Annotated in this window: 23 protein-coding genes and 1 riboswitch; of the genes, 8 read left to right on the top strand and 15 right to left on the bottom strand. The window is 60.0% G+C overall.

Going from position 1 to position 22,233, the window contains the following annotated elements:
* Nucleotides 1–210: 210 nt before the first annotated feature.
* Nucleotides 211–1,374 (top strand): acetylornithine deacetylase, encoded by a 1,164-nt coding sequence (argE, locus tag HAT86_RS04945; RefSeq protein WP_167194014.1) that lies wholly within the window; start codon nucleotides 211–213, stop codon nucleotides 1,372–1,374.
* Nucleotides 1,375–1,411: 37 nt separating this feature from the next.
* Here argE and trmB read toward each other — a convergent pair whose 3' ends face one another.
* From trmB to miaB, 9 genes are all read right to left on the bottom strand, one after another.
* Complete coding sequence (trmB, locus tag HAT86_RS04950) at nucleotides 1,412–2,125, bottom strand: tRNA (guanosine(46)-N7)-methyltransferase TrmB (protein WP_167194016.1); 714 nt, start codon at nucleotides 2,123–2,125, stop codon at nucleotides 1,412–1,414.
* A gap of 105 nt (nucleotides 2,126–2,230) precedes the next feature.
* The gene (metK, locus tag HAT86_RS04955; RefSeq protein WP_167194018.1) at nucleotides 2,231–3,397 is read right to left on the bottom strand and encodes a methionine adenosyltransferase; all 1,167 of its coding nucleotides are present in this window, start codon (nucleotides 3,395–3,397) and stop codon (nucleotides 2,231–2,233) included.
* A gap of 8 nt (nucleotides 3,398–3,405) precedes the next feature.
* Nucleotides 3,406–3,453, bottom strand: a riboswitch (SAM-SAH riboswitch).
* A gap of 37 nt (nucleotides 3,454–3,490) precedes the next feature.
* Nucleotides 3,491–5,017: an apolipoprotein N-acyltransferase gene (gene lnt / locus HAT86_RS04960; RefSeq protein ID WP_167194020.1), complete on the bottom strand. Its 1,527-nt coding sequence runs from the start codon at nucleotides 5,015–5,017 to the stop codon at nucleotides 3,491–3,493.
* Nucleotides 5,010–5,909 carry a hemolysin family protein gene (locus HAT86_RS04965; RefSeq protein ID WP_167194022.1) on the bottom strand — a complete coding sequence of 300 codons (900 nt, stop codon included), beginning with the start codon at nucleotides 5,907–5,909 and terminating at the stop codon, nucleotides 5,010–5,012. The genes lnt and HAT86_RS04965 overlap by 8 nt, the downstream gene beginning before the upstream one ends.
* 50 nt (nucleotides 5,910–5,959) lie before the next feature.
* The gene (gene ybeY, locus HAT86_RS04970) at nucleotides 5,960–6,457 is read right to left on the bottom strand and encodes an rRNA maturation RNase YbeY (protein WP_167194024.1); all 498 of its coding nucleotides are present in this window, start codon (nucleotides 6,455–6,457) and stop codon (nucleotides 5,960–5,962) included.
* An 86-nt stretch (nucleotides 6,458–6,543) separates the two neighbouring features.
* Nucleotides 6,544–7,560 (bottom strand): PhoH family protein, encoded by a 1,017-nt coding sequence (locus HAT86_RS04975; protein ID WP_167194026.1) that lies wholly within the window; start codon nucleotides 7,558–7,560, stop codon nucleotides 6,544–6,546.
* A gap of 146 nt (nucleotides 7,561–7,706) precedes the next feature.
* Nucleotides 7,707–8,012, bottom strand: coding sequence for a hypothetical protein (locus tag HAT86_RS04980; protein ID WP_167194028.1), 306 nt, complete (start codon nucleotides 8,010–8,012; stop codon nucleotides 7,707–7,709).
* An 11-nt stretch (nucleotides 8,013–8,023) separates the two neighbouring features.
* Complete coding sequence (locus tag HAT86_RS04985) at nucleotides 8,024–8,491, bottom strand: OmpA family protein (protein WP_331272501.1); 468 nt, start codon at nucleotides 8,489–8,491, stop codon at nucleotides 8,024–8,026.
* Between the two features lie 326 nt (nucleotides 8,492–8,817).
* The gene (gene miaB / locus HAT86_RS04990) at nucleotides 8,818–10,146 is read right to left on the bottom strand and encodes a tRNA (N6-isopentenyl adenosine(37)-C2)-methylthiotransferase MiaB (RefSeq protein WP_167194030.1); all 1,329 of its coding nucleotides are present in this window, start codon (nucleotides 10,144–10,146) and stop codon (nucleotides 8,818–8,820) included.
* Between the two features lie 105 nt (nucleotides 10,147–10,251).
* Between miaB and HAT86_RS04995 the strand changes: the two genes are divergently transcribed.
* Nucleotides 10,252–11,124, top strand: coding sequence for a hypothetical protein (locus HAT86_RS04995; protein ID WP_167194032.1), 873 nt, complete (start codon nucleotides 10,252–10,254; stop codon nucleotides 11,122–11,124).
* 76 nt (nucleotides 11,125–11,200) lie between these two features.
* On the opposite strand, the gene HAT86_RS05000 is transcribed toward HAT86_RS04995, so the two are convergent.
* The gene (locus HAT86_RS05000; protein ID WP_167194034.1) at nucleotides 11,201–12,088 is read right to left on the bottom strand and encodes a LysR substrate-binding domain-containing protein; all 888 of its coding nucleotides are present in this window, start codon (nucleotides 12,086–12,088) and stop codon (nucleotides 11,201–11,203) included.
* A gap of 162 nt (nucleotides 12,089–12,250) precedes the next feature.
* On the opposite strand from HAT86_RS05000, the gene HAT86_RS05005 reads away from it, so the two are divergent.
* The 4 genes from HAT86_RS05005 to HAT86_RS05020 all read left to right on the top strand — a co-directional run bounded on the left by HAT86_RS05005 (nucleotide 12,251) and on the right by HAT86_RS05020 (nucleotide 16,796).
* Nucleotides 12,251–13,003: a class II aldolase and adducin N-terminal domain-containing protein gene (locus tag HAT86_RS05005; protein WP_167194036.1), complete on the top strand. Its 753-nt coding sequence runs from the start codon at nucleotides 12,251–12,253 to the stop codon at nucleotides 13,001–13,003.
* Between the two features lie 23 nt (nucleotides 13,004–13,026).
* Complete coding sequence (locus HAT86_RS05010) at nucleotides 13,027–14,172, top strand: TauD/TfdA family dioxygenase (RefSeq protein ID WP_167194038.1); 1,146 nt, start codon at nucleotides 13,027–13,029, stop codon at nucleotides 14,170–14,172.
* 113 nt (nucleotides 14,173–14,285) lie between these two features.
* Nucleotides 14,286–15,245 (top strand): NAD(P)-dependent oxidoreductase, encoded by a 960-nt coding sequence (locus HAT86_RS05015; RefSeq protein WP_167194040.1) that lies wholly within the window; start codon nucleotides 14,286–14,288, stop codon nucleotides 15,243–15,245.
* Between the two features lie 105 nt (nucleotides 15,246–15,350).
* Complete coding sequence (locus tag HAT86_RS05020; protein ID WP_167194042.1) at nucleotides 15,351–16,796, top strand: aldehyde dehydrogenase family protein; 1,446 nt, start codon at nucleotides 15,351–15,353, stop codon at nucleotides 16,794–16,796.
* 165 nt (nucleotides 16,797–16,961) lie between these two features.
* Here the strand turns inward: HAT86_RS05020 and HAT86_RS05025 are convergent, their stop codons facing one another.
* The 3 genes from HAT86_RS05025 to fabA are packed head-to-tail and all read right to left on the bottom strand — an operon-like array spanning nucleotide 16,962 to nucleotide 19,546.
* The gene (locus HAT86_RS05025) at nucleotides 16,962–17,753 is read right to left on the bottom strand and encodes an enoyl-ACP reductase FabI (RefSeq protein ID WP_167194045.1); all 792 of its coding nucleotides are present in this window, start codon (nucleotides 17,751–17,753) and stop codon (nucleotides 16,962–16,964) included.
* 6 nt (nucleotides 17,754–17,759) lie between these two features.
* A complete protein-coding gene (fabB, locus tag HAT86_RS05030) occupies nucleotides 17,760–18,989 on the bottom strand; it encodes a beta-ketoacyl-ACP synthase I (protein ID WP_167194047.1) in 1,230 nt (409 codons plus the stop codon).
* 47 nt (nucleotides 18,990–19,036) lie between these two features.
* Nucleotides 19,037–19,546 carry a bifunctional 3-hydroxydecanoyl-ACP dehydratase/trans-2-decenoyl-ACP isomerase gene (gene fabA, locus HAT86_RS05035; RefSeq protein WP_167194049.1) on the bottom strand — a complete coding sequence of 170 codons (510 nt, stop codon included), beginning with the start codon at nucleotides 19,544–19,546 and terminating at the stop codon, nucleotides 19,037–19,039.
* A 175-nt stretch (nucleotides 19,547–19,721) separates the two neighbouring features.
* On the opposite strand from fabA, the gene irrA reads away from it, so the two are divergent.
* Nucleotides 19,722–20,141 (top strand): iron response transcriptional regulator IrrA, encoded by a 420-nt coding sequence (gene irrA, locus HAT86_RS05040; RefSeq protein ID WP_167194051.1) that lies wholly within the window; start codon nucleotides 19,722–19,724, stop codon nucleotides 20,139–20,141.
* 24 nt (nucleotides 20,142–20,165) lie between these two features.
* Here the strand turns inward: irrA and HAT86_RS05045 are convergent, their stop codons facing one another.
* A complete protein-coding gene (locus HAT86_RS05045) occupies nucleotides 20,166–20,795 on the bottom strand; it encodes a hypothetical protein (protein WP_167194053.1) in 630 nt (209 codons plus the stop codon).
* 110 nt (nucleotides 20,796–20,905) lie between these two features.
* Nucleotides 20,906–21,334: an FKBP-type peptidyl-prolyl cis-trans isomerase gene (locus HAT86_RS05050; protein ID WP_167194055.1), complete on the bottom strand. Its 429-nt coding sequence runs from the start codon at nucleotides 21,332–21,334 to the stop codon at nucleotides 20,906–20,908.
* A gap of 211 nt (nucleotides 21,335–21,545) precedes the next feature.
* On the opposite strand from HAT86_RS05050, the gene HAT86_RS05055 reads away from it, so the two are divergent.
* Nucleotides 21,546–22,232, top strand: a complete 687-nt coding sequence (locus HAT86_RS05055; RefSeq protein WP_167194057.1) for a haloacid dehalogenase type II — start codon at nucleotides 21,546–21,548, stop codon at nucleotides 22,230–22,232.
* The last annotated feature ends 1 nt before the right edge of the window (nucleotide 22,233 follow it).

Raw genomic sequence — 22,233 nt, forward strand, 5'->3', positions numbered from 1 at the left:
GGAAAACCGCAAAATCAGGTCAGGCACGCCACATTTCGGCCATTTTTCTGCAAAATCCGCCCATCGTGAGTCTTTTGTGCAACATGAGCTGTAATCCCGCACAAACATGCGACTACGGTCAGACCCACGCTTGGCCAACAAATACGGCTTGACGGGGCGCGATCGGGGCAACAAAGTCGCCCAAACTTTTCACCTAATCCAGAGGCCGTCGTGACCACACAACTTGCTGATACCGTTGCGCTTCTTGGAGACCTGATTGCTTTTCCGACGGTCTCGGAGGTCAGCAATCTGGACATGATCGCCTATTTGGCGCACCGGCTTGAGGCAGACGGGGCGCGGGTGGACATTTTTCATGATGAAATCGGCCACAAAGCCAATCTTTTTGCCACCATCGGGCCGGACATGGACGGTGGCATCGTGTTGTCGGGCCATTCCGACGTGGTGCCCGTGGATGAACAGGACTGGGCCAGCTACCCTTTTGAAATGACAGAAGATTTAGGCCTTTTATACGGGCGCGGCACCTGTGACATGAAAGGCTTTATCGCCGCCGCCGTCGCCATGGCCCCCTATTTTGCCGAACGCGTCCGCGATCGACCCGTGCATTTTGCCTTTACCTACGACGAAGAGGTTGGATGCTTCGGGGCGCAGGCCCTTGTGGACAGCCTGAAACAAAAAGGCATCCGGCCCGGCGTGGCGATCATCGGTGAACCAACAATGATGCGGATCATCGAAGGCCATAAAGGCTGCTACGAATATACCACGCATTTTCATGGGCTTGCCGGGCATGGCTCCTCCCCCGACAGAGGCGTGAACGCGGTTGAATACGCCGCCCGCTACGTCAACCGCCTGCTAGAGTTGAAAGACGCCCTACGCGCCCGCGCCCCCGCCGGAAGCCGATTTGACCCACCCTGGACAACCATCAACACCGGCAGCCTGATCGGCGGTGTGGCGCATAACGTGATCGCCTCGATTGCCAAGCTGGAATGGGAGATGCGGCCCGTGCAAACCGCCGATGCGCAGTTTGTGAAGGATGAGTTGTCGCGCTATTGCGCCGAGGAATTGCTGCCAGCCATGCGGTCGATCAGCCCGGACGCCGAGATCACGACCGAAGTGATCGGCGAGGTCGACGGGCTGGAACCCGCAGATGAAAACGAAGCCAAACAAATCATGATGGAATTGACTGGAGCCAACACTGCAGATGTCGTGCCCTTCGGCACCGAAGCGGGGATATTTCAGCAATACGGCATGTCGGCGGTGGTGTGTGGTCCGGGCTCGATTGATCAGGCGCATAAGCCCGATGAATATGTGTCGCTTGACCAGTTGCAGCAATGCGTCGACATGTTGGGCCGGTTGGCTGACAGGCTGGATGTGTAATCAAAACAAAACAACGGCTTACGCGGCGTTGTTACAGTCAGGTTTTGACGAAGGTCAGGTAATGCGGCGTGCGGCCTTCGCGCAGTGCTTTTTCCTCGTAGCGCGTGGAAATCCAGTCGTTCCACGGCGCGCGCCAGTCGGCGGGCCGTTCGGCCAGCCACTCGAAACCGTGCTGCGGCACCTGTTCCAAGGTTTGGCGCACATAATCCGGGATATCCGTTGCCACCCTGAAAATTGCCCCGGTTTTCAACACTCTGGCCAAAGGCCCTAAATGCTCGGGCGTAACGAAGCGGCGCCGATGATGGCGCTTTTTCGGCCATGGGTCAGGATATAGCAGGAACGCGCGCGAGATGCTGTGATCTGGCAACACATCAAACATATCACGGACATCGCCGGGATGAACCGCGATATTTTGCGCCCCGGACTCGCGGATTTTGCCCAACAGCATGGCCACACCATTGATATACGGCTCGCATCCGATAATGCCGACATCAGGATTTTGGACGGCCTGATGCACCATATGCTCGCCGCCACCAAACCCAATCTCAAGCCAGACATCGCGATCCCCGAAAAGAGATTTTAAATCAAGGGCTTCCCTGTCTGGGTTCACGTCCCACCCGACGGCGCCGGGCGACAATTTCTCCAAGTCCTGATCAAGATAGGCCTCTTGCGACTTGCGCAGGCCCTTGCCTTTGAACCGGCCGTAAAAATTGCGCCATGGGGCGCCAGAGGGGTGTTTGTCTTGGGTCATGTATTTTTGCGAACCGGACGAAAGAGACAAGGATGTTCTACGAAACCTGATTGGCAGGCCGAGGTCTGCGCCCATCATGGACATCAGCCCCGGCCCTGCCCCAAATCAGACAGATTTTTTCAGCGTTTCGATAAGATCGGTTTTTTCCCAACTAAAGCCGCCATCGGCTTCGGGCGCGCGCCCGAAATGCCCATAAGCCGCCGTTCGCTGGTAGATCGGCTTGTTGAGGTCCAGATGCTCGCGAATACCGCGCGGGGTCAGGTCCATCGATTGACGGATGGCCTTTTCGATTTCGGCCTCGTTCGCTTGCCCGGTGCCATGGGTGTCGACGTAGATCGACAACGGCTTGGCCACACCGATGGCATAGGACAGTTGCAATGTGCACCGCTCGGCCATACCGGCGGCCACGACGTTCTTCGCCAGATAGCGCGCGGCATAGGCTGCCGAGCGGTCAACCTTGGTCGGATCCTTGCCCGAAAACGCACCGCCGCCATGCGGCGCGGCCCCGCCATAGGTATCAACGATGATCTTGCGCCCGGTCAGGCCCGCATCGCCATCGGGGCCGCCGATTACGAAGGTGCCGGTCGGGTTGACCCACCATTCGGTTTTGTCGGTGATCCATTCCGCGGGCAGAACCTCGCGGATATACGGCTCGACGATGGCGCGGATATCATCGCTGGTTTGATCTTCGCTTTCGTGCTGGGTGGAGAGCACGATTTGCATTACCTCGACCGGCTTGCCGTTTTCATAGCGCAGCGACAATTGGCTTTTGGCATCGGGCCGCAGCGTGGGTTCGACCCCAGATTTGCGCACCTCGGCCAGACGGCGCAGGATGGCGTGGGAAAACTGGATTGGTGCGGGCATCAGCGCATCGGTTTCATTCGTGGCATAGCCAAACATGATGCCCTGATCCCCGGCCCCGTCGCGATCGACGCCTTGGGCGATATGGGCGGATTGTTCGTGCAGGAAGTTCAGCACATGACAGGTGTTCCAGTGGAACTTTTCCTGCTCGTATCCAATGTCGCGGATGCAATCGCGGGCGATCTGCTGGATCCGGCCCATATAGTTGCGCAGGATTTCGTGATCGGATAGCCCGACCTCACCGCCGACCACGACCATGCCGGATGTGGCAAAGGTTTCGGCCGCCACGCGGGCGTTGGGCTCCTCGGCGATCAAGGCGTCAAGGATGGCGTCCGAAATCCGGTCACAGACCTTATCGGGGTGGCCCTCCGAAACGGATTCGGAGGTGAAGATATAATTCTGTCGGGACATGTGTTTGGTGCTCCATTGATGTCTGCCGTCACGCCAGGAAGCCGTTGTGACGGGTTTAGCTTGGTTACGCGGGTGTCCGTGGCGCGTCAATCGCTATCTGGCGGGCACCCTGCGTCTGTTCCGCACAAGGCACACTGACAGCGCCAGCACAGCAAGAAGTATGGCAGGCATGTCACCCGTTCGCGCATAAAGTGTCGGCGCAAGCGGCGCGGGCAGCGGCACATCGCGCCAGCCCGCCTGCCCCAAAGGCAGCGACGCGATCACACGCCCTGCCGGGTCGATCATGGCGGAAATGCCGGTATTGGCGACGCGGATCATCGGCAAACCCTGTTCAACGCTGCGCAAACGCGCCTGCGCGAGATGCTGATAGGGGCCGGACACCTGTCCGAACCACGCGTCATTGGTGATCAGCAACAGCATATCGGGGCGCGTGGTCGCGGCGCGCAGATCCTGCGGAAAGACGCTTTCGTAACAGATCAGCGGCAAGGCGCGGCCCAGATCCCCCAAACCGATCACCTGCGCGCCCGGACCAGCGGAATAGCCATGCCCCTGCCGGGCAGCAAAGGCCCCGATGCCAAGGCGCTGCAACTGATCGCCAAAGGGGATGTATTCGCCAAAGGGCACAAGGTGATGTTTGTCATACACCGCGGCCACGGTGCCCGCCTGATCCAGCATCACAAGCGAATTGTAAAAGCGTCGCCCATCGCTGCGTTGCAAGCCCAACACAACCGGCACCGCGCCCGCCGCCTGCGAGATCGCATCAAAAGTGGGCTGCGCGCGGTGCAACAAAACCGGCACCGCCGTCTCCGGCCAGACGATCAGGTCAGGGCGTGGCCGGTCAGCGCCAGCAGCTGTGAAGGTGATCTGGCGATCAAAGAAGGTTTGAACATGCGCCGGATCCCATTTCTGATGCTGGGGCGCGTTCGGCTGGACCAGCCGCACCACAGGCGCATCGGGCGGGGTATTGGGCAGCGGCGTCAGTGCCGCGCCACCCGCATAAAGCGCCGCCAGCACCACAAACGTCGCACCAGCAGACAGGCGTGGCCCGGTCAATATATGCCAAAGCGCCGATGCCCCGGACAGCGCAACCGCCGACAAGACAAGCGCGCCACCAAGCGCGGCCCAACCAAGCCATGCGGTGTCAATCAGGGCGTGGCCGGTTTGCGCCCATGGAAAGCCCGTCAGAAGGTAAGTGCGCGCCGCCTCAGCCAGTGTCAGCGCCGCGACAAAGCCCACGGCACGCGGCCCCGTGATGCGGGCTAGCGCAAAGCCCGCCCCCCAAAACAGCGCCAGACCGCCGCTCAGCCCCACCAGCGCAAAGGGTGCCATCCAGCCGTGGCGCGCCACGTCGACCAAAAACGGCTCGACGATCCAACTGAGCGACAGCGCGAAATAGCCGGTGCCAGTGGCCCAGCCCAACACGGCGGCCCGCCGCCACCCGGCGCTCTGCGTAAAAAGGGCGTAGACCACAGCCAAGGCCGCAATGCTGAGCGGCCAAAGGCCCCAAGGCGCCTGCCCCAGCCCGGCCACAGCCCCAAGGCCCGCCGCCAGCGGCAGGCGATACCCTGCCCGTAGGGCCGCCGCGCGGCGCGCAACAGCAAGCAGACGGCTGTCAGCCATCCGTATGGCCGGGCAGACGCACGCGCAGGCGCTTGATGCGACGGGGGTCGGCCTCCATCACCTCGATCACCGCGCCCGAGGGGTGTTCTACCACCTCACCGCGCACCGGCACACGCCCCAACAGCATAAAGACCAGCCCACCCAACGTGTCGATTTCTTCTTCGTCCACCTCTTCGGTGTCGGTCAGGGACAGACCGATTTCCTGTTCGAACTCATCCAGCGGGGTTTTGGCGACGGCCAGATAGCAGCCCGGGCTTTCGCGGGTGTAATACTGATCGTCGTCGACATCGTGTTCGTCTTCGATTTCACCGACGACCTGTTCGATCAGGTCTTCGATGGTCACCAGCCCGTCCACACCGCCATATTCGTCGATCACCAGCGCCATATGCCGCCGTTCCGCCTGCATTTTTTGCAACAGCACGCCAATGGGCATGGACGGCGGAACGAACAGCAAAGGCCGCAGCATCTGTTTCAGGCAAAAGTCGGATTTGGCCGCCTGCCCGTTAAAGCCGTGGCGCAGGGCAAAATCCTTGAGGTGGATCATGCCGATCGGCGTATCAAGCGTGCCGTCATAGACCGGAAGGCGGCTCATGCCGCTGTCGCGAAAGAGATCGACAAGGTCGTCCTTGCTGACGTTTACCGGGGCCGAGACGATCTCGGCCTTGGGAATGGCCACATCCTCGACCGCCATATCCCGCAGGTTACGCAGGCCCGGCACGGCATGCTGCACCGGATGGTCGGCCTGATCTTCGGCACCTTCGGTTCCGTCGGTGGGGCTGAACGCCCCGATGATCCGGCGGAAAAACCCGCCCTGATCCTCGTCTTCATCATGCCCGGTGTCGGACTGCGCGCTGTGCGCCGCGATAGAGGAGTCGTCTGTACTGTCGCCCATTTTCTCTTTTTCCAGTGGTCACAAAGGCCGTCATCGGGCCTGCTACGATGCTAATATGGGTCATCAACCCCGAGTTTGCCAAGTATGGCCACCTCGGTTTCTTCCATCAAGGTGGCATCTTGGTCACGGATATGGTCGTAGCCCAGCAAATGCAGCACCGCGTGCACGATCAAATGGGTGATATGATCGGTACTTGGTTTGCCGGCCTCCTGCGCCTCGCGCTGGCAGGTGTCAAAGGCGATGGCAATGTCCCCCAGATGCGACGGCCCCTTGCCGCCCTCTGGCGTGGGCGGCGCGGGAGGGTGACCCGGCGTGTCGGGGCCGAGGTCATCCTCGGGCCAACTGAGCACATTGGTGGGCTGGGGCTTGCCACGGAAATCCGCGTTGAGCGTGGCAATCCGCACATCATCGCAGCCCAGCACCGCGATCTCCCATAGGGCGGGGTCCAGTGACAGGTGCCGCAACGTGGCCTGCGCCGCGCGTTCGGCCAAGGCGGGCAGATCGGCGGTTTGCCAGCGGTCGTCTTCGATGATCGTGTCGGTCAGCATATGGCCTGTCGCCGGGGGCCAGCCCCCGGACCCCCGGGATATTTCAAAACAGAAGAAGGGCAGGTTTGTGCCCCTGCGCAGGGGGTTTACCCGGTTGCGCTGTCGGCCTCATACGCTTCGATGATCGCGGCGACAAGAGGATGGCGCACCACGTCGCGCGCCGTGAAATAATTGAAGGCGATGTTGGGGATATGCCGCAGCAGGCGTTCGGCGTCATGCAGGCCGCTGGTGACGCCGCGCGGCAGGTCGACCTGGCTGCGATCGCCGGTGATCACCATGCGCGAGCCTTCGCCCAGCCGTGTGAGAAACATTTTCATCTGCATCGAGGTGGCGTTCTGCGCCTCGTCAAGCACGACAAAGGCATTGGCCAATGTGCGGCCTCGCATGAACGCCAGCGGCGCGATTTCGATGCGTTTTTCCTCGATCAGTTTGGCCAGTTGCTTGCCCGGCAGGAAATCGTTCAGCGCATCGTAAAGCGGCTGCATGTAGGGGTCGACCTTGTCTTTCATGTCGCCGGGAAGATAGCCCAGCTTTTCGCCCGCTTCGACCGCGGGGCGCGACAGGATGATGCGATCGACATGGCCTTCGATAAACATCGACACGCCCACCGCGACGGCCAGATAGGTTTTGCCGGTGCCGGCCGGGCCGATGCCAAAGGCCAGCTCATTGCCGAACAGCGATTGCACATAGGCCTTTTGCGCATCGGTGCGCGGTTCCACCAGTTTTTTTCGGGTCTTGATTTCAACCCGGCCACCCTTGAACATTTCCAGTTGGTCGCCGTCGCGCGTGCCGGATTCGACAGTGTCGTTCCCCATGCGCAATTCGCGGTCGACATCGGCTGATTCGACGGCCTTGCCGGTTTCAAGCCGCTGGTAGAGGGCGCGCAGCACCTCGACCGCCGTGATCGTTTCGGCTTCACTGCCAATAACAACCAGTTGATTGCCCCGGCGCAGGATCTGAACGCCCAACGTGCGTTCGATATCGGCTAGATTGCGGTCATACTCGCCGCAGAGATCAATCAGCAAGCGGTTATCGGGGAATTCGACGGCCTGTTCGTGCAATGTCTCGGGGCCGGACGGCGGGGGCAGCTGGGTCGTGACCAATCAGTTCTCCTGCGCAAAGGTTCAAGGATGAGCGTGCCAAGTTGCCGGGTCCGGCGCAAGCACGGGATGCGATTTGTCATGGATATGAGACAAAAAAAGCCGCAGGCAATAAACCTGCGGCTGATTTCCTGTCATCTTTGGACCTATCACAAGGGATCGCCAAACAAGCTAGTGGACCCGCCTTTGAAATCCCCCGTCGCGACGGTGGGCGGCGCGGTGCCGGAACACACAGGCTTGCCGTATTTATCCAGACGCTGCGACAGGTAGCCTTCGACGCCATCATCAATGATCCAGTGATCGCAACCGTTGGGATCAACCCAGATCCCGGCTTGAAGTTGGCTGAGATGTTTTTTGTCAAACATCTGTCTATCTACGGTTTTGTCCGGTCCGGCATCACATGCCGCCAAAAGCCCCAGAACGGGGAAGACGCTAAAAAATTTAACCAGTTTCATCAGTATTCCCCTTAGCGCCAGCACATGATTTCAACGCGACGGTTTTGCGCCATCCCGTCAGCCGTGTTGTTGGATGCCTTTGGCATGCGTTCGCCGTATCCCCGGACATCCGCAATCCGAGCGCCCATCTTACGGGCGACGCCAGCAACGGCATTGGCCCGGCGATACGAGAGTTTCATGTTGTATTCATCCGATGCGCGGCTGTCGGTGTGGCCTACGATCGTGTATGATACAGCTTGGGTCTGCTGGAAAAAGTTTTGCAGGCTTTGCTGCGCCGAACTGCTGAGCCGAGCACTGTCGGTTGCGAAATATTGATCGGTGTTCAAGGTGCCGCAGTGATTCATGGTGCGGCACACCGGGATGCCTTGCCGGTTGACATGCGGCGACATGTAGCCTTCTACACCGTCATCCATGACCCAGTGTTCACACCCGTCCGGGTCCACCCAGATCGTGGGAACGTAGCGTTCGCCCTTGATCACGCGTTGCCCCCTGCTGTGCCAGCCCGGCCTCGGCCATGGCCGCAAGCCCAAGGGCGACGGCAGCAAGCCCCCCCAGAACGCGGGATATTGAAATTGAATTCACTTTCATAATGGTACCGCCCCTTTTCACCAGTTCCCCCATTTGCCCGGCGCCGATGCCACAATCATCTTTTACGCCAGCTTATCCAAATAGTTTAGCAACTTTAGATTTAATGTGAAGGAAAATTCACTAGATATTGTGTCGTATCTGGAAACAGTGCCAAGGTGGTGGTTTGACCGCCGGCGCATTCGGCGCAAGATCTGCGCGCGGCGCGCCATTAAGACAATCAGCCGACCAGACGGCCCGCCAAGGAATTCGAGCCGCTTTCGGTGATTTCCACCCGCGCCAGATCCCCCGGTTTCAGGTTGCACTCGGCCACGTGCACAGCGTGCAAGTAGTCGGATTTCCCAACCATCTGCCCCGGCAAGCGGCCCGGCTTTTCAAACAACACGCCCACCGTGCGCCCAACCATCGCATCTTGAATGGCGCGCTGGTGATGGGTGATCCGGTCTTGCAAGCGGTGCAGGCGCTCGGTTTTCACGTCTTCGTCCAGTTGCGCGCGCTCGGCCGCCGGGGTGCCGGGCCGAGTGGAGTATTTGAAGGAATAGGCGTAGCCGTATTTGACCTCTTCAATCAGGTCCATGGTGGCCTGAAAATCCGCTTCGGTCTCTTCCGGGAAGCCAACGATAAAATCACCCGACATCAAGATGTCAGGACGCGCAGCGCGAATGCGTTCGATCAGGCGGATATACGCGTCGGCGGTGTGTTTGCGGTTCATCCGCTTGAGGATGCGGTCACTGCCCGATTGCACCGGCAAGTGCAGGTAAGGCATGAGTTTTTCACAGGTGCCGTGCGCCTCGATCAGGTCATCGGTCATGTCGTTGGGATGCGAGGTTGTAAAGCGGATACGCTGCAGCCCGTCGATCTTGTTCAACTCCCAGATCAGCCGCGCCAGCGACCAGTCCGAGCCATCGGGGCCAGCACCATGATAGGCGTTCACGTTCTGGCCCAGCAGGGTGATTTCGCGCACGCCGCGATCCACCAGTTCGCGGGCTTCATCCACGATCCGGGCGGCGGGGCGGCTGGCCTCGGCACCGCGGGTGTAGGGCACCACGCAGAAGGCGCAGAATTTATCACAGCCCTCCTGCACGGTCAGGAATGCGGTGGGGCCACGCTTGGCCTTGGGGCCACGGGTTTTCAGCGCCTCGAACTTATCATCAAGCGGAAAGTCGGTATCGAGCGCCTTTTCCCCCGCACGCGTCTTGGCCTCCATCTGCGGCAGACGGTGGTAGGATTGCGGGCCGACGACCAGATCGACCAGCGGCTGGCGGCGCATGATCTCTTGCCCCTCGGCCTGTGCGACGCAGCCCGCCACACCGATTTTCAGATCCGGGTTTTCATCTTTCAACACGCGGAACCGGCCCAGTTCGGAATAGACCTTTTCCGCCGCCTTCTCGCGGATGTGGCAGGTGTTGAGCAAGATCATGTCGGCGTCATCGGGGCTATCGGTTTCGATATAGCCCGCGCCACCCATGGCCTCGGCCATGCGTTCACTGTCATAGACATTCATCTGGCAGCCATAGGTCTTGATGAACAGCTTTTTGGGGTCCGACATGCGCGCAGTTCCTGCCTTGTTACAAGGCCGCGTCCTACATCATGTCGGGGGTGTCTTGCAATGCGCACCGAATTGCCCGACTTTACCAAAAAAGCGGGAATACAGATGCAGTTTGACAGTCTTGATGACTTTGTAGCGCGCGGCGCAGACACGGCGCTTGCCAAAGGGCCTGTCGCGATTGTGCTGATCGAGGACGATATCGAGGTGAACAGCACGCTGCGCCACCATTTGGATTGCGGCTTTGCGTCGGTGCTGGCCCTGATGCCCGAGGGGTTTGTCTTGGCCGAAGATGTCGCCGCAAAGGTGCATCGCGTCACCCACAGTGTTGTGGCGACCGGCGATTTCGCCGGGGCCGTCAACCAGATCATCAAGGCTGCGCCGGGGCTGTGGATGTATTACTGTTTCAACGGCGAATACTTGTTCTATCCGTATTGTGAAACCCGCACCGTGGGCGAGATGCTGACCTTCCACACCGAAGAGCGGCGCGACGCGATGCTGAGCTATGTGGTTGATCTCTATGCCGGGGATCTGGGCCGCTATCCCGATGCGGTCTCGCTGGAAGACGCGCATATGGACAAATCGGGCTATTACGCGCTGGCGCGCAACGACCCGGACAATCACAACCACCCCAAGGACCGGCAACTGGATTTCTACGGCGGGCTGCGCTGGCGCTATGAGGAACATATCCCCGCCCCGCGCCGCAAGATCGACCGGATCGCCCTGTTCAAGGCCAAACCCGGCCTGACCCTGCGCGACGATCACACGTTTTCCGATGAAGAATACAACACCTATGCCTGCCCGTGGCACAACAACCTGACCGCAGCCATCGCCTCGTTTCGCACCGCCAAGGCGCTCAAGCGCAACCCCGGCTCGACCTTCGATATCGATACCTTCAAGTGGCACAACTCCACCCGGTTCGACTGGCATTCGCGCCAATTGCTGGATCTGGGATTGATGGAACCGGGCCAGTGGTTCTGAGCCAGCCTTGTCCGGCCAGCATGCAACCGTTGGTCAGACAGATGCACGACCCAACGGACTGACCAGCAGGGTGTAACTACGGCTCATCGGCAAATCGACGTTTCAACCAGTCTTCAAAAAGGCGGACTTCCGGTTTGTGTTTCCTGCGGTTCTTGGGCCGGGTAAGGTAATGCGACTGCGAAAATGCAACCGGCGGGCCGATCATGCCGATCTGATGGTGCGCCAAGGTCGCCTGCCGGGCAAACCGGGTCAGAATCGCCGCGCAACCGGCATTGGCCGAGACAAGCGCCAGCGCGGCCATGCTGGTATCCACCGAATAGGCGGGCGCGGCCTCCGGCGGCTCAAGACCGGCGGCGGCAAAGTAGCGCGTCCAAGTGTCGTCATATCCAAGGATGTAAATCAGCGGCTGATCCCTGAGGTCGCGCGCATCTGCGATCTTCTCAAGCCGTTGCAGCCCCACAACCGGGATGACGGTCTCGGTTGAAATCACCTCGCTTGGGCCGTCATGTTCTTCGCTCCGCCCCAATCGCAGATCGACATCAATATCCTCATCGGCCGCGGCACTGGCCCAGATCGTAGACACAAGCCTTACGCTGATGTTTGGATATTGGGCTTTGAAATCCGGTAGATGCTTGGCCAGCCACAGCGCCGTGGTCGATATTGGCGCGCGCACGGTGATCAGCTGCTGCTCTTCGACGCCAAAAAGATTTGTTGTCGCGGCGCGGATATCCCCCAAGGCCTGACTGATCGACAGCAAATAGGCCTCTCCTTCAGAGGTCAGTTGCAGATGCCGGGCCTGACGCACGAACAATTGCCGCTTCAGCGCCGTTTCCAGCGATCTGATATGTAGGCTGACAGCGGTTTGCGTCAGCCCCAACTCTTTGCCCGCCAGCGTAAAATTTTGCAGGCGCGCCGCTGTTTCAAAGGTTCTGAGCCAAACCAGATTGGGCAGACGTGGGGACATTTACCACCAAATATTTTTGGGTATAAATGCTTTTTTTAATCATTTTACGCAAGCCTTCAATTCATGCATATCTGCTGCAAGTAATGTCCTTTGCCGCCGCCCAGCGCGTCAAAGACCCTTGAAATGCCGATGGCCGAGGCCCGGCGCAGCGGAGGGACCGCGATGAGTTTGGATGCCGCAAAAAATATAAGTCACTGGCAAGAACGTGTTGATTTGGCCGCCGCCTTTCGCTGGACCGCACGGCTGAACATGCACGAGGCCGTGGCCAATCATTTCAGCGTTGCCACCAACGCCGATGGCTCGCAGTTCCTGATCAATCCAAACCAAGCACATTTTTCACGCATTCGGGCGTCGGAGCTTTTGTCGTTGGATGCCAACGACCCGGATGCGTTGAACCGGCCCGACGCCCCCGACCCCACTGCTTGGGGGCTGCATGGCTCTATTCATCGGCGCTGTCCGCATGCCCGCTGTGTGATGCATGCGCATTCCATTTTTTCAACCGTGCTGGCCTCTTTGGCAGACAGCACCCTGCCCCCGATTGATCAGAATACAGCCACGTTTTACAACCGCGTGGTGATCGACGATCAGTTCGGCGGTCTGGCCTTCGAGGATGAAGGAGAACGCTGCGCCGCAATGCTGACGGACCCATCCAAAAAGGTGATGGTGATGGGCAATCATGGTGTTCTGGTTCTGGGCGATAGCGTCGCTGATGCGTTCAACCGGCTCTACTATTTCGAACGCGCCGCCGAGACATATATCCGCGCCTTGCAAACCGGGCAGCCGCTGCGCCTGATCCCTGAAAACATCGCCGAAAAAACCGCGCAAGAGCTTGAGGATTACCCCGGACAGGCCGAGGCACATCTGGCCGCGATCCGCGCGATCCTTGATCACGAAAACGCCGACTACGCCACCTGACCTTTAAACATCAGAGCACAATCATGACCCAAATCACCCTGAGCCCTAGCGGCCTGACCGTTCCCCTGTCATCGGAAGAGGTTTATTTCAACTACTGCTGGCTGCGCGACGCATGCCCCAGCTGCATTGACAGCCAGACCCGCGAACGCATCTTCGATGTCGCCTCTTTGCCAGACCTGCCGCAAGCACGCGCCGCGCGGCTGGAAGGCGACGCGCTGGTGATCGAATGGCAAGCAGAAAGTCAGATCAGTCAGATTCCGCTGTCGCTGCTGGAAACCTTCGCCGGCCGTGGGCGCACCGAAGACCCCGCAGATATTTCGCCCAAGCTTTGGTACGCAGACCAAGAGCCGCACTTTACACGCGTGCCGCAACAGGCCGTGCTGAGCGACCCGGACGCCCGTGCGCAGTTGACCCGCGCCCTGATCGAAGACGGGATCGCCATCGTCACCGACATGGCGGCCAATGATGACAGCCTGCCCAGCCTTGTGGATGCCATCGGGCCGATCACGCCATCGGCCGAAGGGCTGTTTTTCGATGTGCGCGTCGAGATTGAGCCGACCAATCTGGCCTTTACCGCCGGGCCGCTGGAGATGCACACCGACCTGCCCGGAGAAGAGGCCGCCCCCGGCGTTCAATTCCTGCATTGCATGGAAAACACCGTGGACGGCGGGCTTTCGCTGTTTCTCGACGGGGCCGCCGTGGCCGAAGCCCTGCGCGAGGAAGACCCCGAAGCGTTCCGCCTGCTGGCCGACAACAAGATTCCGTTTTTCTATCGCCACGACAACTGGGATTACCGCGCCCATCAGCGCGTGATCGAAACCGATCCCGATGGACGGGTGACCGGCGTCACCATTTCGCAGCACCTTCAGGATGTGATGGACCTGCCGCAGGATCTGCTGGACAGCTACTACCCGGCCTTCATCAAGTTTCTGAAGATGATGCAGGAAGAGCGTTTTCTGGTGCGCTTCCGGTCCGAGGCGGGCAATTGCGTGATCTTTGACAATCACCGGATCGTGCATGGCCGCGAGGGCTATGTGGCCGACAGTGGCAAGCGGCATTTGCGCGGCTGCTACACTGATCGCGGGGCCTTGCGGTCGACCTACCGTGTTTTGGCGAAACAGGGTCATCTGGGTTGCGACGTTGAAGAGGCGACACGTCAAAGCGCCTAGCCTCGCCAAATCGCGCAGAGGCCGAATACAGCGCCTCAGCCTTGGCTGGGGTGACACAAGCAATCTCGCCGGATGCGCAAACCGCGCCCAAGGCATAACAACAGGATAAGACCATGAAAGTAGGATTTATCGGCCTTGGCAATGTCGGCGGAAAGCTGGCAGGCAGCCTTGTGCGCAACGGGTTTGACACGGTTGTGCATGATCTTGACCGCAGCACCGCACAGGCGTTGATCAACACTGGAGCCGGTTGGGCCGACACGCCGAAACAGATGGCCGAGATGTGCGACGTTGTCATCACCTGCCTGCCCTCGCCCAAGGCCTGTTCGGATGTGATGGAGGGGCCAGATGGCATTTTGCATGGCCTGTCCGAAGGCAAGGTCTGGATGGAAATGTCCACCACCGACGCCGCCGAGGTCGAGCGTATTGGCGAACTGGTGCGCGCCAAGGGGGCCATGCCGGCAGAATGCCCGGTCTCGGGCGGGTGCCACCGTGCGGAAACCGGCAATATCTCGATCTTTGTTGGCGGCGACCGGGACACCTTTGAAAAGGTTTTGCCGTTGACCACGACACTTGGCCGCCGCGTGCTGCACACCGGCCCTCTGGGCACCGCCTCGACCTTGAAGGTGATGACCAATTATCTGGCCACTGCAAACCTTTTGACCTGCTGCGAGGCCTTGGTCACCATGAAAGCGGCGGGCATGGACCTTGCCACCACCTATGAGGCGATGAGGATTTCCTCGGGCACCAGCTTTGTGCATGAGACGGAAAGCCAGCTTATCCTCAACGGCGCGCGCGATGTGAACTTTACCCTTGATCTGATCCTCAAGGACATTGGCCTGTTCCAAACGATTGCCGAGCGTAACAACGTGCCGCTGGAATTATCGCCGATGATCATCGACATCATGAAAGACGGCCAAACGCGGTACGGTGAGCGCGCCAACACCGACGATATCATCGGCCGCCTTGAAGAGGCGACGGGCCTGTCGGTCCTTGCCGATGGGTTCCCCGCCGAACTGGTTGACGATGAGCCGGAAGAGCGCGGTTACGAAGTGGTACCGCCAAAACCGATCTGATCGCATAGCTTGGCCGTGCCCGGGATGGCCGCGCCGGGCGGGCCCTGATAAGGTAAATGATCCGCCGCGTCAGGCACCACAGGCAATCCAGGAGCACGTTCGCAGATGACACAGACACCATTTTCCACCGATAACCTGTCACGCTTTTACATTAACGGTGCGTGGGTGACCCCATCCTCGGACCGCGGTTTTCCTGTCCTGAACCCGGCCACAGAACAGAAAATCGGCGACATCCGGTTGGCTGATGTTCAAGACGTGAATGCAGCCGTCGCCGCCGCAACCACCGCCTTCGAGAGTTTCTCCATGACCTCGAAGGCAGAACGCCTACAGCTTTTGGAGCGGTTCCTTGAGGTCTGCCGCCGCCGGGCCGAAGATCTTGCCCGCGCCATCAGCATGGAGATGGGCGCGCCCATGACCATGTCGCGCGACGAACAAGCGGCCTCGGGCATCGGACATCTGGAAAGCTTCATCGACGCCCTGCGCGACCAGCCAGAGCGCGAAGACCTTGGCAATGGCGATACCCTGTTGCGAGAACCGATTGGCGTTTGTGGCCTGATCACACCGTGGAACTGGCCGATCAATCAGATCGCCCTCAAGGTTGTTCCGGCCCTTGCCACGGGCTGCTGCTGCGTTCTCAAACCTTCGGAACACACGCCGATCTCGGCGATGATCTATGCCGAAATGATTGACGAGGCGGGCTATCCCAAAGGGGTCTTTAACTTGATCCAAGGCGATGGGGCGGTTGCAGGCTCGGCCATGTCCGGCCATCCCGATATTCAGATGATGTCGTTTACCGGCTCTACCCGCGCCGGGGCCGCGATCACCAAGAACGCCGCCGATACAGTCAAGCGCGTGACGCTGGAACTGGGCGGGAAATCCCCCAATCTTGTGTTTGCCGATTGCGATATCGACGCGCAGGTCGCCGCATCGGTGCAGGAATGCATGTTCAACACCGGCCAGTCCTGCGATGCACCCACCCGCTTGCTGGTCGAGCGTAGCATTTACGAGCGCGCGCTTGAGGTTGCGAAAGCAACCGCCGAGTCCATGTCCGTGGGCGATCCGGCCAAAGAAGGCGATCATCTGGGGCCGTTGTTCGACAAGCTGCAATTCGACCGGGTCCAATCCATGATCGAGACCGGGCTTGCCGAAGGCGCGCGGCTTTTGACCGGTGGATTGGGCAAACCGGATGGGTTCGAAACCGGGTGGTATGTCAAACCAACAATCTTTGCCGATGTGCGCAACGACATGCGCATCGCCCGCGAAGAGATCTTCGGGCCGGTTCTTGTTGTCCTGCCGTTTGAGGATGAAGCAGAGGCCATTCAGATTGCCAATGACACCCCCTATGGGCTGGCCGCCTATATCCAGACTGGTGATCCGGCCCGCGCCGAGCGTGTCGCCCGGCGTCTGAAGGCCGGGGCAGTTCATATCAACGGCGGCGCAGTCAATTTCGGCTCGCCGTTTGGGGGGTATAAACAATCGGGCAACGGTCGAGAAGGCGGCACACATGGCTTGGAAGATTACCAAGAGCTCAAGACCCTGCACCATCCTTGACGGCGGACAGCGGCATTTTGCAGTTGCCGCAAAGGCCGTTCCCTGATGTCAGGCCCCCTATCCATGCTTGAGACAAGGGCTGGTGGCGGTGATGTCATCGATCACCGCGCCAGCGGCGCTTTGTGATGCAAACGGGCCGCATCGCGGGCACGGCCCGGACCAGCGTTACAGATTTTCGGCCTGTGGCATCCCCAGCACGTGATACCCGCCATCAACGTGGATGACTTCGCCGCTGGTGCAGGCCCCGGCATCAGAGGCCAGATACACCGCTGTGCCGCCGATCGCCTCAAGCGTGGCATTGGCGCGCAGGGGCGCGTTTTGATCCGTATGTTTATAGGTCTTGCGCGCGCCGCCGATGGCTGCACCGGCCAAGGTTTTCATCGGGCCGGGGGAAATGGCATTAACGCGGATACCGTCGGGGCCAAGATCATTGGCCAGATAGCGCGTGGCCGATTCAAGCGCCGCCTTGGCCACGCCCATCACATTGTAATTCGGCACAACCTTGTTCGAGCCCTGATAGGTCATCGTCAAAAGGGTTCCGCCATTGTCGCGCATCAACGGATAGGCTCGGCGCGCCACGTCGATGAAGGAATAGGCCGAAATCTCAAGGCTGTGCTTGAAATTGTCGCGGCTGGTGTTGATGAACCGCCCGGTGAGTTCGGACTTGTCCGAATAGGCGATGGCATGGACCAGAAAATCAATCGTCGGCCAGCTTTCGGCCAGTTCGGCAAAGCCCGCGTCCAGCGAGGCATCATCGGTCACGTCCAAATCAAGCAGGATATCAGACCCAACGCTTTCGGCCAGCGGCTGCACCCGTTTGCCAAAGGCATCGCCCTGATAGGTAAAGGCAAGCTCGGCCCCGGCGTCGTGCATCGCCTTGGCGATGCCCCACGCGATAGAGCGGTCATTGGCCACCCCCATAATCAGGCCGCGCTTGCCCTGCATTGAATTGCTCATGTCAAATTATCCGTGATATTTACTAAGAAGCATTGATCCATTGGTGCCGCCAAATCCAAAGCTGTTGGTCATCACCGTGTCCAGCCCGGCGTTGTCGACGCGGGTGGTTGCGATTTCATCGGGGTGAATAGCCGGGTCAAGCGTGGCGACGTTGATCGACGGGATGATGAAATCATGCTCCAGCGCAAGCAGGCAATAGATCGCCTCTTGGGCGCCGGTGGCGCCTTGGCTGTGGCCCGTCATCGACTTGGTCGAACTGATCTTCGGGGTGCTGCCCTCGCCAAAGACGCGGCGCACGGCCTCAACCTCGCCCACGTCACCCACGGGGGTCGAGGTGCCATGCGCGTTGATATAGCCCACCTTGCGATCTTGCGGCAGGGTGCCAAGGGCCAGACGCATGGCGCGCTCGCCACCCTCACCCGAGGGGGCGACCATATCGTGCCCGTCCGAGGTGGCGGCGTATCCTGTCACCTCGGCATAGATTTTCGCGCCGCGCGCCAGCGCGTGGTCAAGATCTTCCAGCACGACAATGCCCCCACCGCCGGAAATCACGAACCCGTCGCGGTCGGCGTCAAAGGCGCGGCTGGCCAATGCCGGCGTGTCGTTATACTTGCTGGACATCGCGCCCATCGCGTCAAACAGGCACGACAGGGTCCAGTCCAGTTCCTCGCCGCCACCGGCAAACATGATGTCCTGTTTGCCCATCATGATCTGTTCCGCGGCATTGCCGATGCAATGCAGCGATGTCGAGCAAGCCGAGGTGATGGAATAGTTGATACCCTTGATCTGGTAGGCCGTGGACAGGTTCGCCGAGATCGTCGAGGACATGCATTTGGGCACCGCGAACGGCCCGATGCGTTTCGGGCTGCCCTTTTCCAGAACCGTCTGATGCGCCGCCAGCATGGCCGAGGTGGACGGCCCGCCCGATCCGGCCACCAACCCGGTGCGCGGGTTGATGATGTCTTTTTCCTCAAGCCCGGCATCGGCAATCGCCTGCCCCATCGCGATATGGGCATAGGCCGCTCCCGGCCCCATGAACCGCAGGGTGCGTTTGTCGACATGCTCGGCCACGTCCAGATCGACGGCGCCCGCGATCTGGCTTCGAAAGCCATGCTCTTTCATCGACTCGTTGGCGGTGATGCCCGATGTGCCGGCCTTCAGCGCGGCCAGAACTTCGGTGGCATTGTTGCCGATGCTGGACACGATCCCCAGCCCTGTTACGACGACGCGACGCATGTTGCGCACTCCTTGCTTTGCCTGTGGGCAGTCTTGTTAGTCTGGTATCAGGTTTCCGATAGCGCGACTTTCATGTCCTTGACCTGATAGATCACCTCGCCATCCGCTTCGACCCGGCCATCCGCCACGCCCATGGTCAGACGCCGCGTTTGCACGGCTTTGGTGAAATCCACGTAATAGGTCAGCATTTTGCGGTCGGGACGGACCATGCCGGTCAATTTCACCTCGCCCACGCCAAGAGCATAACCGCGCCCCTGCCAGCCCCGCCAGCCCAGATTAAAGCCGGTCAACTGCCACAGCCCGTCAAGGCCCAGACAGCCGGGCATGATCGGATTGCCCGGAAAATGGCATTCAAAAAACCAAAGGTCAGGCGTGATGTCGAATTCGGCCACCACATGGCCTTTGCCATGCGCCCCGCCATCGCCGGAAATATCGGTGATCCGATCCATCATCAGCATCGGTGGTTCAGGAAGTTGCGCATTGCCGGGGCCGAAAAGCTCGCCCCGTGCGCATTTCAGAAGGTCGTCGCGGTCGAAACTGCGTGGGTAGTCAGCCATGCAGGCGGCCCCTTTTATTGATATGTTCAAACGGTCGCGCCCCCTCTATCACCGCCCTAAACCGGCTTGCAAGCCTGTCGACCGGGCGCCGCTCAATGGGGCTTGATTGAAATTTATTTGAAATCAGGCCGCCGTGCACCCTATATTATACAGAAGTTCGAGAATTGAGGGCGAAATGGACGCGGAAGCGACAACCACAGGATCGAAATGGCTTAGCCAAGCCGGGCTTCGCCCGACCCGTCAGCGCGTCACGCTGGCGGATTTGCTGGTGGGCGATGGACAGCATCGCCATGTCACGGCGGAAAGCCTGTTCGCCGAGGTGCAAAAGCGCGGAGAGCGGGTTTCGCTGGCCACGGTTTACAATACGTTGCGCGCGTTTTGCGACGTGGGCTTGATTCAGGAAGTCACGGTAGATGGATCGAAAAGCTATTTCGACACCAACACCCATGATCACCCGCATTTCTTTTGGGAGGATGAAAACCGTCTCAGCGACGCGCCCTCCGATCAACTGGAAATCGCCCGCCTGCCCGACGCCCCCGACGGGGCCGAGATTGCCAGCGTGGACGTGGTAATCCGCCTGCGCCGCAAAGGGTAACCCGCGCGTGCTGGCAAGCATGGCCTAATCCTGTCCCTGCTGTTTCACATCAATCCCTGACACCCCAACCTGCGTAAGATGCTGACGCGAGGCCGCTAGACCGTCGGCAAATCCTTCGGCATCGCCGTAATCGACGAATTGTGCGTAATAGGCATGATGCGCACCGATCCGGGCGGCGTGTTTGATGGGGCACCAATAAGCCTCAGTCCGGCCTGCCACTTCTTGCACATAGCCGATCAGACCATTGCAATAGCCGCAATACACGCAGTGCAGTTTTTGCAAGGCGTTCAGATAGGCCAGATGATGGCGATCAACGCGGATGAAATCGGCGCGCTTTACTTTTTCGATACGATAAACCGGGAAACACACGGCCTGATACAGCGTCACGAACAGATCAAGCAGCACGAAGGGTATGATCAGGCTATAGATAACCGGCGCGGTCAGCACGACCATGGGGCGGGTGTTGCGCAAAAAGGTGCCAAGGCGCACGCGGAATTCACGGTGTCGGCGGCGCATCTCGGCCTCAAACACCACGCGGCCATTTTTCAGACTGTAGCGGAATTGCGCCCGGCGGCGGGTGTATTCGCGCTCAAGCTCATTTTGCAATTCGCGAATATGGGTCAACAGTTTTTCGGTTGATGATGGTTGGCTCATGCAGCGCTCCGGGCTTATTCGCCGACACCCTAACGCACCACCGCCAAAAGAAAAGCGCGCACCGGGCAGACCCCGGCGCGCGCTTGACTGTTCGTTAATGGAAAGGGCCTTTACGCGATTTCGACCAGTTCGATCGCAAAGGTCAGATCCTTGCCAGCCAGCGGGTGGTTGGCGTCAAGCGTCACCTGCTCTTCGGTGACTTCAACCACGGTGACGGGCATCACTTGGCCCTGCGGTGTCTGAACTTGCAGCTGCGTGCCCAGATCCAGCGGGATGTCAGCGGGAATTTCGGCGCGCGGCACGGCCTGCTGCGCGTTCGGGTCGGGCTGGCCATAGGCCTCGTCTGCCGGGATCGCGACGGTTTTCTTTTCACCAACGGCCATGCCGGCCATCGCCTTGTCGAGACCGGGGATGATCTGGCCCGAGCCCACGGTAAATTCCAAAGGATCACGACCTTCGGAGCTGTCGAAGGTGTCACCGTCAGCCAGCGTTCCAGTATAGTGAATGCGGACGGTATCGCCCTCTTTGACTTGCGTCATGCGTTTTCCAATCGTTTTGAAGGGGGTGTGAGTTTGCAAGGCCGCGCTTCGCGCGGGTGCTTGATGCGTATCGACAACAAACTTAGTGATTCACGCAAGCGATTGCAAACCATCTACCCGCCCACCCAAAATCGCGTTGATGCAGACTGCGCGGGGGCTTCCTGTGCGGGGCGATCCGTGCCAGTGTTCGCGCATCAAACCGGAGGGGGCGATGCCGATCACGACCTGTATTTTCGATGCCTATGGCACCTTGTTCGACGTGGCCGCCGCCGCACGCAGCGCCGCAGCTGAACCGGGCCGCGACCGTTTTGCCCAGCATTGGCCGCAAATCGCCGAGCATTGGCGGCTGAAACAGTTGCAATACACATGGCTGCGCGCGGTCATGGGCCAGCATTGTGATTTTTGGCAGGTCACGCAGGACGGGCTGGACTGGGCGCTTGAGGCCAGCGGACTGGACGGCGACGCCGAGCTGCGCGAACGGCTGTTGCAGCTTTACTGGGAACTGGCCGCCTACCCCGAAGTGCCGCAGATGCTGCAAGACCTGAAGGCACAGGGCAAGGCCACGGCGATCTTGTCCAACGGGTCACCCGCGATGCTAGAGGGGGCGGTTACCTCGGCCGGGGTGGGGGATCTGCTGGACGATGTGCTGTCGGTGGAACGCGTTGGCATCTTCAAACCGGCCCAAGTGGTTTATGATCTGGTCGGGCAGCGGTTTAGCTGCGCACCAGATGAGGTGCTGTTCGTGTCGTCCAACGGCTGGGACGCGGCGGCGGCAGCGGGCTACGGGTTCACCACCGCTTGGGTCAACCGCGCGGGCGACCCGGTGGATCGTCTGCCCGCGCGCCCGCATCATGTGTTGAACGATCTGTCGGGTATTCCGGCATTGGCAGGGGGTTGAA

The sequence above is a fragment of the Roseovarius gahaiensis genome, assembly GCF_011601345.1.
Lineage (GTDB): Bacteria > Pseudomonadota > Alphaproteobacteria > Rhodobacterales > Rhodobacteraceae > Roseovarius > Roseovarius gahaiensis.